Consider the following 15028-nt stretch of genomic DNA (forward strand, 5'->3'; position numbering starts at 1 on the left):
GTATATTTTCATCCCGTCCAGAAGTAATCCATTTCCCTCATTCAACCAATTTCAGGTTAAACATGACGACAAATTACATTTTTGTTACTGGCGGGGTTGTATCCTCTCTAGGTAAAGGTATTGCAGCAGCATCTCTTGCGGCTATTTTAGAAGCTCGTGGTCTTAAAGTGACTATGATGAAGCTTGACCCTTACATCAACGTTGATCCAGGCACAATGAGCCCGACTCAACACGGTGAAGTGTTCGTTACGGAAGATGGCGCTGAAACTGACCTTGACCTTGGTCACTACGAGCGATTCATTCGCACCAAGATGACTAAGCGTAACAACTTCACTGCAGGTCGTGTTTACTCAGACGTACTCGCTAAAGAGCGTCGCGGTGATTACCTAGGTGCAACTATTCAGGTTATCCCGCACATCACTAACTCTATCAAAGAACGTGTAATTTCTGGCGCAGCTGGCCACGATATCGCGCTTGTTGAAGTTGGTGGTACGGTTGGTGATATCGAATCTCTACCATTCATGGAAGCGATTCGTCAGCTAGCAGTAGAGCTAGGCCGTGAACGCGCAATGTTCATGCACCTTACTCTAGTGCCATACCTAGCAGCTGCGGGCGAAGTGAAAACTAAGCCAACGCAACACTCTGTAAAAGAGCTGCTGTCTATTGGTATTCAGCCAGACATTCTAGTTTGTCGTTCAGACCGCAACATTCCTTCGAACGAGCGTAAGAAAATTGCTCTGTTCTGTAATGTGCAAGAAAATGCCGTTATTTCTATGCGCGATGTTGACTCTATCTACAAGATCCCTCAGCTTATTAAAGCTCAAGGCACTGATGAACTTGTATGTAAGCGTTTCGGCATCACAGCTCCAGAAGCCGACCTGTCTGAATGGGAACAAGTAATTTACGAAGAAGCTAACCCAACGGGTGAAGTGACGATTGGTATGGTTGGTAAGTACATTGAACTACCAGACGCATACAAATCAGTAAATGAAGCGCTAAAACACGCGGGCTTGAAAAATCGCCTAAGCGTTAATATTAAATACGTAGATTCACAAGACGTTGAGTCTCGTGGCGTAGAAGTTTTAGAAGGCCTAGATGCAATCCTAGTTCCTGGTGGCTTTGGTGATCGTGGTGTTGAAGGTAAGATTCTTGCTGCTCAATACGCTCGTGAAAACAAAGTACCTTACTTAGGTATCTGTCTAGGTATGCAAGTAGCACTTATCGAGTACGCTCGTAACGTTGCGAAAATGGAAGGGGCACACTCTTCTGAATTCTGTACTGAAACTAAGTACCCAGTTGTTGGTCTTATCACTGAGTGGACTGATGGCGAAGGTAAAGTTGAAGAGCGTACAGAAACATCTGACCTTGGCGGCACAATGCGTCTTGGTTCACAGCTTTGTCACCTAGCGAAAGGGACAAAAGCTTACGAATTATACGGTAGCGCGACGATCCATGAACGTCATCGTCACCGTTACGAAGTGAACAACAATCTTCGTCCACAAATTGAAAAAGCGGGCCTAAAAGTATCGGGTCTATCTGCGGACAAGAAACTGGTTGAAGTTATCGAGAACCCGAACCATCCATGGTTCGTTGCTGCTCAATTCCACCCAGAGTTCACTTCAACACCTCGCGATGGTCACCCATTGTTTGCAGGTTTCGTTAAAGCAGCTGGCGAGTTCCAGCGCGGCGAATTAGAGAAGTAAAAAGGAATACAGGTAGCTGCGTAAGTTGTGCTGCTACCTTTAAATTTGACATTTATATATTCAACGAGAAGGAAACATTCAATGTCTAAGATCGTTAAAGTTCTAGGTCGTGAAATCATCGATTCACGTGGTAACCCAACTGTAGAAGCTGAAGTACACCTAGAAGGCGGTTTCGTAGGTATGGCTGCTGCTCCATCTGGCGCATCTACTGGTTCACGCGAAGCTCTTGAGCTACGTGACGGCGACAAATCACGTTTCCTAGGTAAAGGTGTTCTTAAAGCTATTGAAGCTGTAAACGGCCCAATCGCTGAAGCTCTAGTAGGTTCTGACGCTAAAGCACAAGCTGACGTTGACCAAATCATGCTTGACCTAGACGGTACTGAAAACAAGTCTAAGTTCGGTGCGAACGCTATCCTAGCTGTATCTCTAGCTAACGCAAAAGCTGCTGCTGCTGCGAAAGGCATGCCTCTTTACGAGCACATTGCTGAGCTAAACGGTACTGCTGGTCAATTCTCTATGCCTCTACCAATGATGAACATCATCAACGGTGGTGAGCACGCAGATAACAACGTTGACATCCAAGAGTTCATGATCCAACCAGTTGGCGCTAAGACTCTTAAAGAAGGTCTACGTATCGGCGCTGAAGTATTCCACAACCTAGCTAAAGTTCTTAAGTCTAAAGGCTACAGCACTGCAGTTGGTGATGAAGGTGGTTTCGCTCCTAACCTTAAGTCTAACGCTGAAGCTCTAGAAGTTATCGCAGAAGCTGTTGCAGCTGCTGGTTACGAACTAGGTAAAGACGTTACTCTTGCTATGGACTGTGCAGCATCTGAGTTCTTCGACAAAGAAGCTGGTATCTACAACATGAAGGGTGAAGGTAAAACTTTCACTTCTGTAGAGTTCAACCACTACCTAGCTGAGCTAGCGAACAACTTCCCAATCGTTTCTATCGAAGATGGTCTTGACGAGTCTGATTGGGATGGCTTCAAGCACCAAACTGAACTTCTAGGCGACAAGCTTCAAATCGTTGGTGACGATCTGTTCGTTACAAACACTAAGATTCTTGCTGAAGGTATCGAGAAAGGCGTAGCTAACTCTATCCTTATCAAGTTCAACCAAATCGGTTCTCTAACAGAGACTCTAGCTGCTATCAAGATGGCTAAAGACGCTGGCTACACTGCAGTAATCTCTCACCGTTCTGGCGAAACTGAAGATGCAACTATCGCTGATCTAGCGGTAGGTACAGCTGCAGGTCAAATCAAAACTGGTTCTATGAGCCGTTCTGACCGTGTTGCTAAGTACAACCAACTTATCCGTATCGAAGAAGCTCTAGGTTCTAAAGCTCCTTACAACGGTCTTAAAGAAGTTAAAGGTCAATAATTCCTAGCGAATTATTAATCTAAGCTTTTTAAATGCCTCGCTTATGCGGGGCATTTTTTTGTCTGTAGAAAATGACGGGAAGAAGCTCTAGGTTCTAAAGCTCCTCCTCGTTACATCTAAAGTTCGTCATTCCCTAGACTGGCGAAGGAAGGAGTCGGGAATCTCATTGTTACCATACTTATCCCGACAATAATTCTCCGACTTATTGATTCCCTAACACCACATATCTCGCACCAATAAGCTCATTATGGTATATATGTGCCTTATTCTAGTTCCTTCTTTTTCAACCGGCGAAAGGTGTTATGCGAATTTTTGCTTTAGTACTGCTCATAGTGTTTGGCTGGCTACAACACACACTGTGGCTCGGTAAAAATGGTATTTCTGATTACTACGGTGTGAACAACGAAATCCAAGTTCAACAGCAAGTAAACGAAAAGCTCCATCTTCGTAACGCAGAGATGTTTGCGGAAATCGATGATCTACGCCAAGGCTTAGACGCGATAGAAGAGCGCGCACGTCATGAGCTTGGAATGGTAAAAGAAGGCGAAACGTTTTTCCGCATCATTGGTGAGGAATCCCATTAATGTCGACTCAACTTCAAAGTGTGATTGCCGTTGTACCTGCAGCGGGCGTCGGTAGCCGAATGAAAGCAGACCGCCCTAAGCAATATCTTAAGATTAACGGCAAAACGATTTTAGAGCACACCATTGAGAAATTACTGTCTCATCCACAAGTCTCTCAAATTGTCGTTGCGATCAGCGATGATGACCCCTATTACCCGGAGTTAGCACTCAACCAAAATCCAAAAGTGGTCAGAGTGTCTGGCGGAAGCGAACGAGCGGACTCGGTACTCTCTGCGCTAAACTGTATCGCTGAGCAGCAGCTTAGCGATTGGGTAATGGTTCACGATGCGGCAAGGCCTTGTGTTCAACTCAGTGATATCGACAAGCTAATTTCCGGCGCGATGAGCCATGATGTAGGGGCTATTTTAGCGGCGCCAGTTCGTGACACGATGAAGCGAGGTGCCCAAGGGCAGATCGAACATACCGTTGAGCGAGCCGATCTATGGCATGCACTTACGCCGCAAATGTTCAGAGCAAAGCCTCTGTGGAATGCATTAAGCGAGGCGTTGCAACAAGGCGTTTCGATTACCGATGAAGCCTCAGCCTTTGAATGGAAAGGTTTATCGCCCGCTTTAGTGGCAGGGCGCTCAGATAATTTTAAGATTACTCAGCCTGAAGATTTAGCACTTGCTGAGTTCTATTTAAGTCAGAATAAGGAATAATGATGATTCGTATTGGCCATGGCTTTGATGTACATAAGTTTGGTGGTGAAGGTCCGGTAATTATAGGTGGCGTTAGAGTCCCTTATGAGCAGGGTCTTATCGCACACTCAGATGGTGATGTTGCCCTTCATGCGTTGTGTGACGCTTTATTAGGTGCGATTGCTGCCGGTGATATTGGTCGTCATTTCCCCGATACTGATGATGAGTGGAAAGGCGCGGATAGCCGTGAACTTCTAAAAGATGTTTATCGTCGAGTAAAAGAACAAGGCTACGTGATTGGTAATGCCGATATTACTATCATGGCGCAAGCTCCAAAGATGGCGCCTCATATAGACTCTATGTGCCACGCTATCGCACAAGATTTAGAAACCAGCATTAGCAATGTGAATGTAAAAGCGACGACCACTGAGCGTTTAGGTTTTACAGGTCGCAAAGAGGGCATCGCATGTGAAGCGGTGGTCCTAATTACTAAAAGTGCGTAAGCACCAACACGAAAAGAACAGCATGTCAGATATTTTATCTTCATTGGCTTATCTAAACGGTAAACCAACTGCGAAAGCAAAACTAAAAGCAAAAGCCGAACACTTTGTCGTTAATGAAGACTTAGGTTTTGAGTTCACTGGTGAAGGCGAACACCTAATGGTGCGTATTCGTAAAACGGGTGAGAACACGAGCTTTGTAGCAAACGAGCTGGCTAAAGCGTGTGGTGTTAAGTCGAAAGACGTGAGTTGGGCTGGTTTGAAAGACCGTCATGCTGTGACAGAACAGTGGTTGAGCGTGCATCTACCAAAAGGTGAACCTGACTTTTCTGCTTTTCTTGCACAATACCCAAGCATTGAGATCTTGGCGACAGCACGCCACAACAAAAAGTTACGTCCAGGCGATTTAGTTGGCAACCAATTCGAGCTAACTTTGTCTGAAGTAACGGACTGCGATGATGTAGTCAAACGTTTGGAAAAAGTCGCTCAAGTGGGCGTGCCAAATTACTTTGGTGCTCAGAGGTTTGGCAATGAAGGTAACAACTTATCTGAAGCTCGTCGTTGGGGGCGTGAAAACGTTCGTACACGTAATCAAAATAAGCGCAGCTTGTACCTCTCTGCAGCTCGTTCTTGGATCTACAACTTAATTCTTTCTGACCGTATTGAGCACGATGCGTTTGCTTCGGCATTGGTCGGCGATATTGTAGTTAAAAACGATGCTCAACTTGCTGTGACAGCCGCTAATATCGAAGCTGTAAACCAAGATATCGCCAATGGTTCTGCGTTTATTACCGTTGCTTTAGCTGGAGATAATGCGTTACCGACGACGGATGCGTCTCAAGCTCTAGAGCAGAAACACCTTGATGCTGAACCGGATCTAATGGCGCTTATTTGTGGCAACCGTATGCGCCATGATCGCCGTGAAGCCTCGTTGAAGCCGATGGGTTTAGTGTGGGAAGTAAACGAAGACAATGTCACTCTTAAATTCTCTCTGGACGCAGGCTGCTTCGCAACCGCTATCGTTCGTGAGTTAGTTGAAGAAGTACACGTAGAAAGAACCTACGAGCAATAATGATTCTGCTTGGGTCTAAGTCACTTAATCTTGGAATTTAAGTGACTTGGCATTGGTACAAAAGAAAGGATACAAGATGAAGATTTTACTCAGCAACGATGATGGTGTGCATGCTCAAGGTATTCATGAGCTGGCAAATGAATTACGTGATCTTGCTGAAGTTATCATTGTGGCACCTGACCGTAATCGCTCTGGTGCTTCAAATTCATTAACTTTGGAACAGCCTTTGCGTGTTCAAGAGATTGCTAGAAATACCTATTCGGTACAAGGAACACCGACCGACTGTGTACATTTCGCATTGAACGAACTCCTAAAGAGTGACATGCCTGATCTGGTTTTAACGGGTATTAATCACGGAGCTAACCTTGGTGATGACGTGCTTTATTCAGGTACAGTCGCAGCAGCAATGGAAGGCCACTTTTTAGGTGTTCAATCGGTGGCATTTTCTCTGGTTGGAAAACAACATTTTAAGACAGCGGCAGCGGTTGCTCGCCGTATTGTCGAACAACATTTAGCAAACCCAATCCCGACCAATCGCCTGTTAAACGTGAACGTCCCTGACTTAGCATTAGAACAAATATCGGGTACTCAGGTGACACGTCTAGGTGCTCGTCACCATGCTGAAGATATGATTAAGCAGAAAGACCCACGTGGTCATGATATCTATTGGCTTGGCCCTCCTGGTAAGGAGCAAGATGCTGGTGAGGGTACCGATTTTTACGCCATTGAACATGGTTTTGTGTCGGTAACACCACTACAAGTTGATCTGACGGCACATGAGTCGTTGGGTGCGATGACTACATGGTTAGGGGATAAATAAGTGAGTAATCCACAAGCTGAGCGCTTAGTTACTTTTCTGATAGAAAATGGTATTCAGGATCAAAAGGTTCTTGATGCTATTTACTTACTACCGAGAGAGAGCTTTTTATCACAGGCTATGCATCACCAAGCCTATGATAATAATGCGCTGCCTATCGGGCAGGGGCAGACAATTTCTCAGCCTTACATTGTTGCTAAAATGACCGAGCTGCTTGAGTTACAACAAGACAGCCGCGTTTTGGAGATCGGAACGGGTTCTGGTTATCAAACGGCTGTTTTGGCTCAGCTGGTTGATCGCGTGTATTCGGTTGAAAGAATAAAGTCGCTACAATGGGATGCTAAGCGTAGGTTGAAGCAACTCGATTTCTACAACATCTCAACCAAGCACGGTGATGGTTGGCAAGGTTGGTCTTCTAAGGCGCCTTTTGATGCGATTATTGTCACCGCTGCTGCAGAGTCGATCCCTCAAGCGCTTTTGCAGCAGTTGAAAGATGGAGGCCGCTTATTAATTCCGGTCGGAGATGATGAACAACAACTGTTGAAGATTGTTCGCCACGGTGATGAGTTCTTATCGAGTGTTATCGAGATGGTGCGATTTGTACCTCTTGTACCTGGTGAGTTAGCTTAATAAAATTATTAATGGTGTAGGTGGATAGAAAGTCGATGCGTTCGAAGGTTTTTAAAGGAAGTTCTCTACTGCTTAGCTGTGCACTTGTTGGGTGTGCTGCGAATTCGCCTGCGCCAGTTTCAAGCTTAAACAAGAATTACTCATCGATTGATCGTGGTAGTTATCGTGGTAGTTACTATGAAGTGAAAAAAGGCGATACCCTTTATTTTATTGCTTACGTAACAAATAAAGATGTTAAAGAGCTGATTCGCTATAACAATCTGTCTGCACCTTATACCATCCATCCCGGACAGAGCCTTAAGTTATGGCGTCCTAGCTACAACGCTCCAGCGTATGGTAAATCAACGGTAGCGGTTGCAGCCGTCGCTGCGCCTGTTGCCGCATCCACAACTTTGTTGGCCTCAAGCAAACCTAAAACAACATCTCAAAAGAGTAAAAGCTCTAAATCTGCGCCCGCTCAAACAACCACCAAAGTGGCGAAAAAAGATCCACAAAAGAAGGTTGTACAATCCAAATCAAAGGAGTATGTTGGTTCTAAAGGTAAACAGAATGTTACACCGCCAACAAAACCAACGAGTAACAAAGTATCCAAATGGTTATGGCCAACGAAAGGGAGAGTAATTAAGAAGTTCTCTGTAGGCGAACAAGGAAATAAAGGCATAGACATAGCAGGACAGCGAGGTCAGCCAATAGTATCTACTGCAGGGGGAACGGTTGTTTATTCGGGTAATGCATTACGAGGCTACGGCAATCTAGTGATTGTGAAGCACAATGATAATTACTTAAGTGCATACGCGCATAACGACCGACTATTAGTATCTGAAGGGCAAAGTGTGAAACCAGGGCAGAAGATTGCAACAATGGGAAGCTCTGGAGCCAGCAGTGTCAGGCTGCACTTTGAGATTCGTTACCAAGGTAAATCAGTTAATCCAAAACGGTATTTACCTTAAATACAATATGCAAAAATTACGTATTGTATGGAGTGACATAGTCATTTAGCGACATATGAAGTTGTAATGTCATGCTAATTTCGCCAGGGGGAGGCGTTATGAGTATAAGCAATGCAGTAACCAAAGAAGAGTTCGATCTTAACCAAGCAACCACGGAACAGGAAGCTCTTGGAAAAGCAAAACGAACAGTCACTAAGAAAACCGAAGCGAAAGAAGAGACTGAAGTTACGTCTAAAAGCTTAGATGCGACTCAACTCTACTTAGGCGAAATCGGTTTCTCACCACTATTAACCGCTGAAGAAGAAGTGCTTTATGCACGTCGAGCTCTACGCGGTGATGAAGCAGCACGCAAACGCATGATCGAAAGTAACCTGCGTTTGGTGGTGAAAATTTCTCGTCGTTATAGCAACCGTGGTCTTGCACTTCTCGATCTTATTGAAGAAGGCAACCTAGGTTTGATTCGCGCCGTAGAGAAGTTTGACCCAGAGCGTGGCTTCCGTTTCTCAACTTACGCAACATGGTGGATTCGTCAAACCATTGAACGTGCGCTAATGAATCAGACTCGCACTATCCGTTTGCCAATCCATGTTGTGAAAGAGCTGAACATCTACCTACGTACCGCAAGAGAACTTTCACAAAAACTTGACCATGAACCAACGGCAGAAGAAATTGCTTCTAAGCTAGACAAACCTGTTGGTGATGTGAGCAAGATGCTTCGTCTAAACGAAAGAGTGAGCTCTGTTGATACACCTATCGGTGGTGATGGTGAGAAAGCGCTACTGGATATAATTCCGGACATCAACAACTCAGACCCTGAGGTTTCAACTCAAGATAGCGATATTAAGAACTCGTTGATTTTCTGGCTTGATGAGCTGAATCCTAAGCAGAAAGAGGTGCTTGCGCGTCGCTTTGGATTACTAGGCTATGAACCATCAACACTAGAAGAAGTCGGCCGTGAAATTAGCCTGACTCGTGAACGAGTTCGCCAAATCCAAGTTGAAGGTCTTCGTCGTTTACGTGAAATTCTAATCAAGCAAGGCTTGAACATGGAAAATCTGTTCAACGTAGAAAACGACTAAATGAACTGATTATGTTTCTTTGAATAGAAGACAAATAAAAACGCTGACTTTAAGTCAGCGTTTTTTTGTTTGTGGCTTTGGTATTTGATGCCGTCTAATCAAAATCACGGACGGCAATAACAAGCTACTTGATAAGAAACTAAAGCAGCTTCTTCAAACGGTAGAGCTCTTCTAGTGCTTGGCGAGGTGTTAGATCATCAGGTTCAACATTCGCTAGTGCTTGCTCCACTTCACTCGGTTCAGGGATCAGGCTCAGTTGGTTTGCGATATCAACGCCACTTGGTTTTGATGTTGGTGACTCCATGCTTAACGCTTCTAGTTGAGTCAACTTCGCTCGAGCATTCTTGATTACCGCTTTCGGTACACCAGCCAATCCCGCTACCGCTAGACCGTAAGATTTACTTGCGGCACCTTCTTGAACAGCGTGCATAAAGGCAATGCTGTCGCCGTGTTCTACCGCGTCTAGGTGCACGTTAGCCAGTGTTGGAAGTTGGTTAGGCAGCTCAGTTAGCTCAAAGTAGTGCGTTGCAAATAGTGTCATCGCATTGATTTGATTGGCTAGCCATTCCGCACTTGCCCAAGCCAGAGACAGACCATCGTAAGTACTGGTACCACGACCGATTTCATCCATTAACACAAGGCTATTTGGTGTCGCGTTGTGTAGAATGTTTGCGGTTTCTGTCATCTCAACCATGAAGGTTGAACGACCTGAAGCCAAGTCATCGGATGCGCCAATACGAGTAAAGATACGGTCGATAGAACCAATCGTCGCGCTTTCTGCTGGAACATAACAACCAATATGAGCCATCAGCGCAATGAGTGCAGTCTGACGCATGTAGGTCGACTTACCACCCATGTTTGGACCTGTGATGATCAGCATCTTACGTTGATCATTGAGGTCGATAGGGTTAGCAATAAAGGGTTCGTCCATTACTTGTTCAACCACAGGGTGACGACCTGCCTGAATTTGTACGCCAGCTGACTCTGTCATGGTTGGACGACAGTAATCAAGGGTGTCTGCACGTTCAGCTAAGTTTTGTAGAACATCCAGTTGAGACACTGAAGAAGCAATGTTTTGTAGTCGCTCTAGATAAGGCAGTAACAAATCAAACAACTCATCCCACAACTTCTTCTCGATAGCTAGGGCTTTCGATTTAGAGCTAAGTACTTTGTCTTCGTGCTCTTTTAGCTCAGGAATGATGTAACGCTCTGCATTTTTCAGCGTTTGACGGCGAACATAGTGTGGTGGCACAAGGTGGCTTTGTCCGCGGCTTACTTGAATGAAGAAACCGTGTACGTTGTTGTAGCCCACTTTAAGTGTATCGATACCATGACGTTCGCGCTCTTCTTGCTCTAGTTTATCAAGAAATTCGGTTGCGCCAGCCGCAAGGTCGCGCCATTCGTCTAACTCGGCATTGTAGCCTTCTGCAATTACACCTCCGTCACGGATAACCACGGGAGGGTTCTCTTTGATCGCTCGCTCAAGTAGTTCAGAAACCTCATCCACAGGCGAGGCATATTGAGCAAGTTGAGTTAGGTACGGGTGCTTCAGTTGCGTCAGTGTTTCTGCAAGCTCTGGCAAATATTCCATCGCTTGGCGAAGACGTGCCATATCGCGAGGACGAGCTGAACGAAGTGCTAATCGAGCAAGAATACGTTCGATATCCCCGATCTGTTTCAAGGTTGGCTGTAGCTCTGTAAAGAGAGCCAAATCTTTCATTTCACCAATCGCATCTAGGCGCTGATCGAGTGCAGAGATATTGCGCATTGGTTGATGTAACCAGCGCTTAAGCATACGGCTACCCATAGCTGTCGCAGTGTGATCTAGTACTTCGGCAAGGGTGTTATCAGTACCACCACCAAGATTTTGCGTGATCTCCAAATTACGACGAGTTGCTGCATCGAGGATCACCGAGTGATCTTGTTTATCCATCGTCAGTGAACGGATATGTGGAAGGGCAGTACGTTGGGTATCTTTCACGTATTGGATCAAACAACCAGCCGCACATAAGCCTAGTTTCGCGCCTTCTACGCCAAAGCCAACCAGATCGCGAGTACCAAACTGCTTATTCAATTGCTGCTTCGCGGTATCTAATTCAAATTCCCATACCGGGCGGCGGCGATTGCCATTACGGCTTGCCATTAGATTTACAGGTTCGAAATCTTCAGGGAACAGTAGCTCACGAGGAGAGGTTCTCTGCAGTTCTGCCGCCATTGCTTCTTCGGTTTCCGGCTCACATAGCTGGAATCGGCCAGAAGTAATATCAAGCGTCGCGTAGCCAAATTTACCATTGTGGTGGTAAATAGAGGCAATCAGGTTATCAACACGCTCAGAAAGCAGTGCTTCGTCGGTTACGGTTCCCGGAGTCACAATTCTTACGACAGCGCGATCAACCGGGCCCTTTGAAGTTGCTGGATTACCAATCTGCTCACAAATCGCTACGGACTCGCCCAACTGCACTAACTTCGCAAGGTAACCTTCAACGGCGTGGTATGGAACGCCCGCCATAGGAATAGGCTCACCGTTTGAAGAGCCACGCTTGGTTAGCGAAATATCGAGGAGTTGAGAGGCTTTTTTAGCATCATCGTAGAAAAGCTCGTAGAAATCGCCCATGCGGTAGAACAGCAGAATTTCTGGATTTTCTGCTTTTAGCTTTAGGTACTGCTGCATCATGGGAGTATGTTTTTGATCGGCTTTCACAGTTAACTTCTTTCGTTTATTTCTATTGCGGCTTAGGATACGTGAAAGCGTTTCGTGCGAAAAGCGACACATGCGAAAAGATGCGAATCCGAATGATATGACAGTAGATAAAGGGAAGTTGATGATGCAGATGACTCAAGATCTTAGTGAACAGCTTGGACACTTACTCGCTAAACATAAACACGTTTTAGTGACGGCTGAATCTTGCACTGGCGGTGGGGTTGCTAGCGCGGTGACGGATATCGCAGGGAGCTCTGGTTGGTTTGATCGTGCATTTGTTACTTATAGCAATGAAGCGAAGCAAGAGATGATCGGCGTACAGCTTAAAACCTTAGTTGAGTTCGGTGCGGTGAGTGAGCCTGTCGTAATAGAAATGGCGAGCGGGGCATTGCAACATTCAAATGGGACTATCTCTGTATCGATCAGTGGTATTGCTGGCCCAGGTGGCGCGACCGAAGATAAGCCTGTTGGAACGGTATGTTTCGCTTGGAAAGCACTAAACGGTTGGGATAAAGTAGAAACGCATGTATTTACAGGCGACAGATCACAAGTACGCCAACAAGCCACGCACCATGCCCTACAAGTTATTTATGATTACCTATCAATGGAAGGTAAGTAACATTTGTACAAATTATTTTCATACAGGTATAGACACTGTATGAATAAACAGTATAATAAAAGCCAATTAGTCACCCCTATGTGGGTTAGAAATAGATTCTAGATCGCTTGTTAAGACAACCGATTATGTGGAGATAGTAATGGACGAGAATAAACAAAAAGCGTTAGCCGCAGCCCTTGGTCAGATTGAAAAGCAATTTGGTAAAGGTTCAATCATGCGTCTTGGTGATAACCGCACAATGGACGTAGAAACTATTTCTACAGGTTCTCTATCTCTAGATATCGCACTAGGTGCTGGTGGCCTACCGATGGGACGTATCGTAGAAGTTTACGGTCCAGAATCATCAGGTAAAACAACGCTAACGCTTGAGCTTATTGCTGCAGCACAGAAAGTGGGCAAAACGTGTGCATTCGTCGATGCCGAGCACGCACTAGACCCTATCTACGCTCAAAAGTTGGGTGTTGATATCGATGCGCTTCTTGTTTCTCAACCAGATACGGGTGAGCAAGCGCTTGAAATCTGTGATGCACTGGCTCGTTCAGGTGCTATCGACGTTCTTGTTATTGACTCAGTAGCTGCACTAACACCTAAAGCAGAAATCGAAGGCGAAATGGGCGACAGCCACATGGGGCTTCAGGCTCGTATGCTTTCTCAAGCGATGCGTAAGCTGACTGGTAACCTCAAGCAGTCTAACTGTATGGCCATCTTCATTAACCAAATTCGTATGAAAATTGGTGTGATGTTTGGTAACCCTGAAACAACAACAGGTGGTAACGCACTTAAGTTCTACGCATCTGTTCGTCTTGATATTCGCCGTACTGGCGCGATTAAAGATGGTGATGAAGTTGTTGGTAACGAAACTCGTATCAAGGTTGTTAAGAACAAGATTGCTGCACCATTCAAACAAGCTGAAACTCAAATCCTTTACGGCAAGGGCTTCAACCGCGAAGGTGAGCTTATCGACTTAGGTGTTAAGAATAAGCTAGTAGAAAAAGCTGGCGCTTGGTACAGCTACAAAGGCGACAAGATCGGCCAAGGTAAAGCTAACGCTGGTAAATACCTGCGTGAAAACCCAGAAGTTGCTCTAGAAATTGATACTAAACTCCGTGAGTTACTGCTAACTCCTGCTGTGCTTGAAGAGAAAGGTGCAGAGAAGGAAGAAGAAAACGAAGAGCTATAAGCTAACGTTTTGTTAAGTCATCTTCATAAGAATGCATGACTTTGAAAGATTTTAAAGCCTCGAATTTTCGAGGCTTTATTGTTTTAGTCGTAAAAATGTAAGGTATTTGATTGTTTAGAGGAAAGTGACGGTAGGTTGGCTGCTCTAGATGACTTATAGTCATGCACTCATAGGTCTATTCTTTATCAAATAATCAAAGAAACCCTTTGGGTTAAATCGATTACCGTCAAAAGTTCTTGCCCCTAAAGGCCTATTACTAGACCTTTGTTCGTATCTTATTATTGAATTCGATCTGCTGAACTAGTGCTTCTTAAGCTCGTCGAGTACCATAGCATTGTGCTGTTCGTGAATCGTATTTACTCTGACGTGTTGGTGCTGATTAGGAGCCAGGCGCTCGTATTCTGTTAGGTAAACATCGCTGTGAATATGCTCTGCGATCATTTTTACAATTAAGCGATTGTTTGCATACAAGCCTAAAGTTTCTTCACGGTGTGAGAACATGAGGGCGAGCTTCATATCGGCTACACACATAAAGCGGTGTGAAGGGTATTCGGTTTCTTCATTTTCAGAACGCGAATGTAATTCTATTTTTTCATGTGGGCTCGCCATTTTGTTGAATGAAAAGCCAATCACTCGTACTCCACGTTCCACGGCATCGCATAATTCTTTGCCAAACAACTCAAGGTTAAAATCGGTATTCAGGTAAATTTCTAGATTTGCCTGATTAATGATTTCCTTGGCCTTTTGAAGTAAGTTGTCGAACCCCGATACGTTGTAAACGAACTCTTTTTCCTCTTTCAGCATCATCTTAGATAATTCTGATTTAAGGAAATTAATATTAGTGACGGTCTTTTTTTCTATCTGGCTGAAAATCAAGTCTGGTGATTTAGCTTCGTACTCTTTAGTGTCGCCATCAGACATGAAAATGTAGCCATTGGCGTAAAGGTTATCGATAGACGAGTAAACAGAAGAGCGGGAGATAGAGATCTCTTTCGCGATTTTATATCCGCTGGATTGGCCATTTTTGAGTAAATTAATATAAACAAGCGCATCGGTTTTGGTAAACCCAAAATCCATTAATTTGGTGACTAGCTCTGACACGGGTTGTCCTCTGAAACTATTCAATATCTTCT

The 15028-nt window shown here is 44.9% G+C and carries 14 protein-coding genes; 12 read left to right on the top strand and 2 right to left on the bottom strand.

Translation table 11 applies throughout. From position 1 onward, the window contains the following. Positions 1–62 precede the first annotated feature (62 nt). The 10 genes from AB6D07_RS06320 (at position 63) to rpoS (ending at position 9395) form a co-directional block, all read left to right on the top strand. On the top strand, positions 63–1703 hold the full coding sequence (locus AB6D07_RS06320; RefSeq protein WP_012604779.1) for a CTP synthase: 1641 nt from the start codon (positions 63–65) through the stop codon (positions 1701–1703). Between the two features lie 81 nt (positions 1704–1784). Further along, entirely contained in the window at positions 1785–3083 is a 1299-nt protein-coding gene (gene eno / locus AB6D07_RS06325; RefSeq protein WP_009847644.1) for a phosphopyruvate hydratase, read from the top strand. A 302-nt stretch (positions 3084–3385) separates the two neighbouring features. Further along, positions 3386–3667, top strand: coding sequence for a cell division protein FtsB (ftsB, locus tag AB6D07_RS06330; protein WP_012604777.1), 282 nt, complete (start codon positions 3386–3388; stop codon positions 3665–3667). Continuing rightward, positions 3667–4368, top strand: a complete 702-nt coding sequence (gene ispD, locus AB6D07_RS06335) for a 2-C-methyl-D-erythritol 4-phosphate cytidylyltransferase (RefSeq protein WP_009847642.1) — start codon at positions 3667–3669, stop codon at positions 4366–4368. The genes ftsB and ispD overlap by 1 nt, the downstream gene beginning before the upstream one ends. A 2-nt stretch (positions 4369–4370) precedes the next feature. Beyond that, on the top strand, positions 4371–4850 hold the full coding sequence (gene ispF / locus AB6D07_RS06340; protein WP_029223073.1) for a 2-C-methyl-D-erythritol 2,4-cyclodiphosphate synthase: 480 nt from the start codon (positions 4371–4373) through the stop codon (positions 4848–4850). Positions 4851–4872: 22 nt separating this feature from the next. Beyond that, the gene (truD, locus tag AB6D07_RS06345) at positions 4873–5919 is read left to right on the top strand and encodes a tRNA pseudouridine(13) synthase TruD (protein ID WP_029223074.1); all 1047 of its coding nucleotides are present in this window, start codon (positions 4873–4875) and stop codon (positions 5917–5919) included. Between the two features lie 76 nt (positions 5920–5995). After that, positions 5996–6739, top strand: coding sequence for a 5'/3'-nucleotidase SurE (gene surE, locus AB6D07_RS06350; RefSeq protein ID WP_009847639.1), 744 nt, complete (start codon positions 5996–5998; stop codon positions 6737–6739). Next, positions 6740–7366: a protein-L-isoaspartate(D-aspartate) O-methyltransferase gene (locus tag AB6D07_RS06355; RefSeq protein ID WP_017103823.1), complete on the top strand. Its 627-nt coding sequence runs from the start codon at positions 6740–6742 to the stop codon at positions 7364–7366. Positions 7367–7401: 35 nt separating this feature from the next. Beyond that, the gene (gene nlpD, locus AB6D07_RS06360) at positions 7402–8316 is read left to right on the top strand and encodes a murein hydrolase activator NlpD (protein WP_009847637.1); all 915 of its coding nucleotides are present in this window, start codon (positions 7402–7404) and stop codon (positions 8314–8316) included. Positions 8317–8414: 98 nt separating this feature from the next. Then, positions 8415–9395, top strand: a complete 981-nt coding sequence (rpoS, locus tag AB6D07_RS06365) for an RNA polymerase sigma factor RpoS (RefSeq protein WP_009847636.1) — start codon at positions 8415–8417, stop codon at positions 9393–9395. A 139-nt stretch (positions 9396–9534) separates the two neighbouring features. Here the strand turns inward: rpoS and mutS are convergent, their stop codons facing one another. Further along, on the bottom strand, positions 9535–12096 hold the full coding sequence (gene mutS, locus AB6D07_RS06370) for a DNA mismatch repair protein MutS (protein WP_017103825.1): 2562 nt from the start codon (positions 12094–12096) through the stop codon (positions 9535–9537). 124 nt (positions 12097–12220) lie between these two features. On the opposite strand from mutS, the gene pncC reads away from it, so the two are divergent. Then, positions 12221–12715: a nicotinamide-nucleotide amidase gene (gene pncC / locus AB6D07_RS06375; RefSeq protein ID WP_029223075.1), complete on the top strand. Its 495-nt coding sequence runs from the start codon at positions 12221–12223 to the stop codon at positions 12713–12715. Positions 12716–12854: 139 nt separating this feature from the next. After that, positions 12855–13895, top strand: coding sequence for a recombinase RecA (gene recA, locus AB6D07_RS06380; protein WP_009847633.1), 1041 nt, complete (start codon positions 12855–12857; stop codon positions 13893–13895). A 300-nt stretch (positions 13896–14195) separates the two neighbouring features. On the opposite strand, the gene AB6D07_RS06385 is transcribed toward recA, so the two are convergent. Continuing rightward, positions 14196–14996: a TrmB family transcriptional regulator gene (locus AB6D07_RS06385; RefSeq protein WP_017103826.1), complete on the bottom strand. Its 801-nt coding sequence runs from the start codon at positions 14994–14996 to the stop codon at positions 14196–14198. Positions 14997–15028: the final 32 nt, after the last annotated feature.

It is taken from the genome of Vibrio sp. 10N.239.312.C11, assembly GCF_041466065.1.
In the GTDB taxonomy this organism is placed as follows: Bacteria; Pseudomonadota; Gammaproteobacteria; order Enterobacterales; family Vibrionaceae; genus Vibrio; species Vibrio tasmaniensis_A.

Coding starts and splice junctions, on each gene's coding strand:
- AB6D07_RS06320 (WP_012604779.1), top strand. CDS start 63: ATGACGACAAATTACATTTTTGTTACTGGCGGGGTTGTATCCTCTCTA.
- eno (WP_009847644.1), top strand. CDS start 1,785: ATGTCTAAGATCGTTAAAGTTCTAGGTCGTGAAATCATCGATTCACGT.
- ftsB (WP_012604777.1), top strand. CDS start 3,386: ATGCGAATTTTTGCTTTAGTACTGCTCATAGTGTTTGGCTGGCTACAA.
- ispD (WP_009847642.1), top strand. CDS start 3,667: ATGTCGACTCAACTTCAAAGTGTGATTGCCGTTGTACCTGCAGCGGGC.
- ispF (WP_029223073.1), top strand. CDS start 4,371: ATGATTCGTATTGGCCATGGCTTTGATGTACATAAGTTTGGTGGTGAA.
- truD (WP_029223074.1), top strand. CDS start 4,873: ATGTCAGATATTTTATCTTCATTGGCTTATCTAAACGGTAAACCAACT.
- surE (WP_009847639.1), top strand. CDS start 5,996: ATGAAGATTTTACTCAGCAACGATGATGGTGTGCATGCTCAAGGTATT.
- nlpD (WP_009847637.1), top strand. CDS start 7,402: ATGCGTTCGAAGGTTTTTAAAGGAAGTTCTCTACTGCTTAGCTGTGCA.
- rpoS (WP_009847636.1), top strand. CDS start 8,415: ATGAGTATAAGCAATGCAGTAACCAAAGAAGAGTTCGATCTTAACCAA.
- pncC (WP_029223075.1), top strand. CDS start 12,221: ATGCAGATGACTCAAGATCTTAGTGAACAGCTTGGACACTTACTCGCT.
- recA (WP_009847633.1), top strand. CDS start 12,855: ATGGACGAGAATAAACAAAAAGCGTTAGCCGCAGCCCTTGGTCAGATT.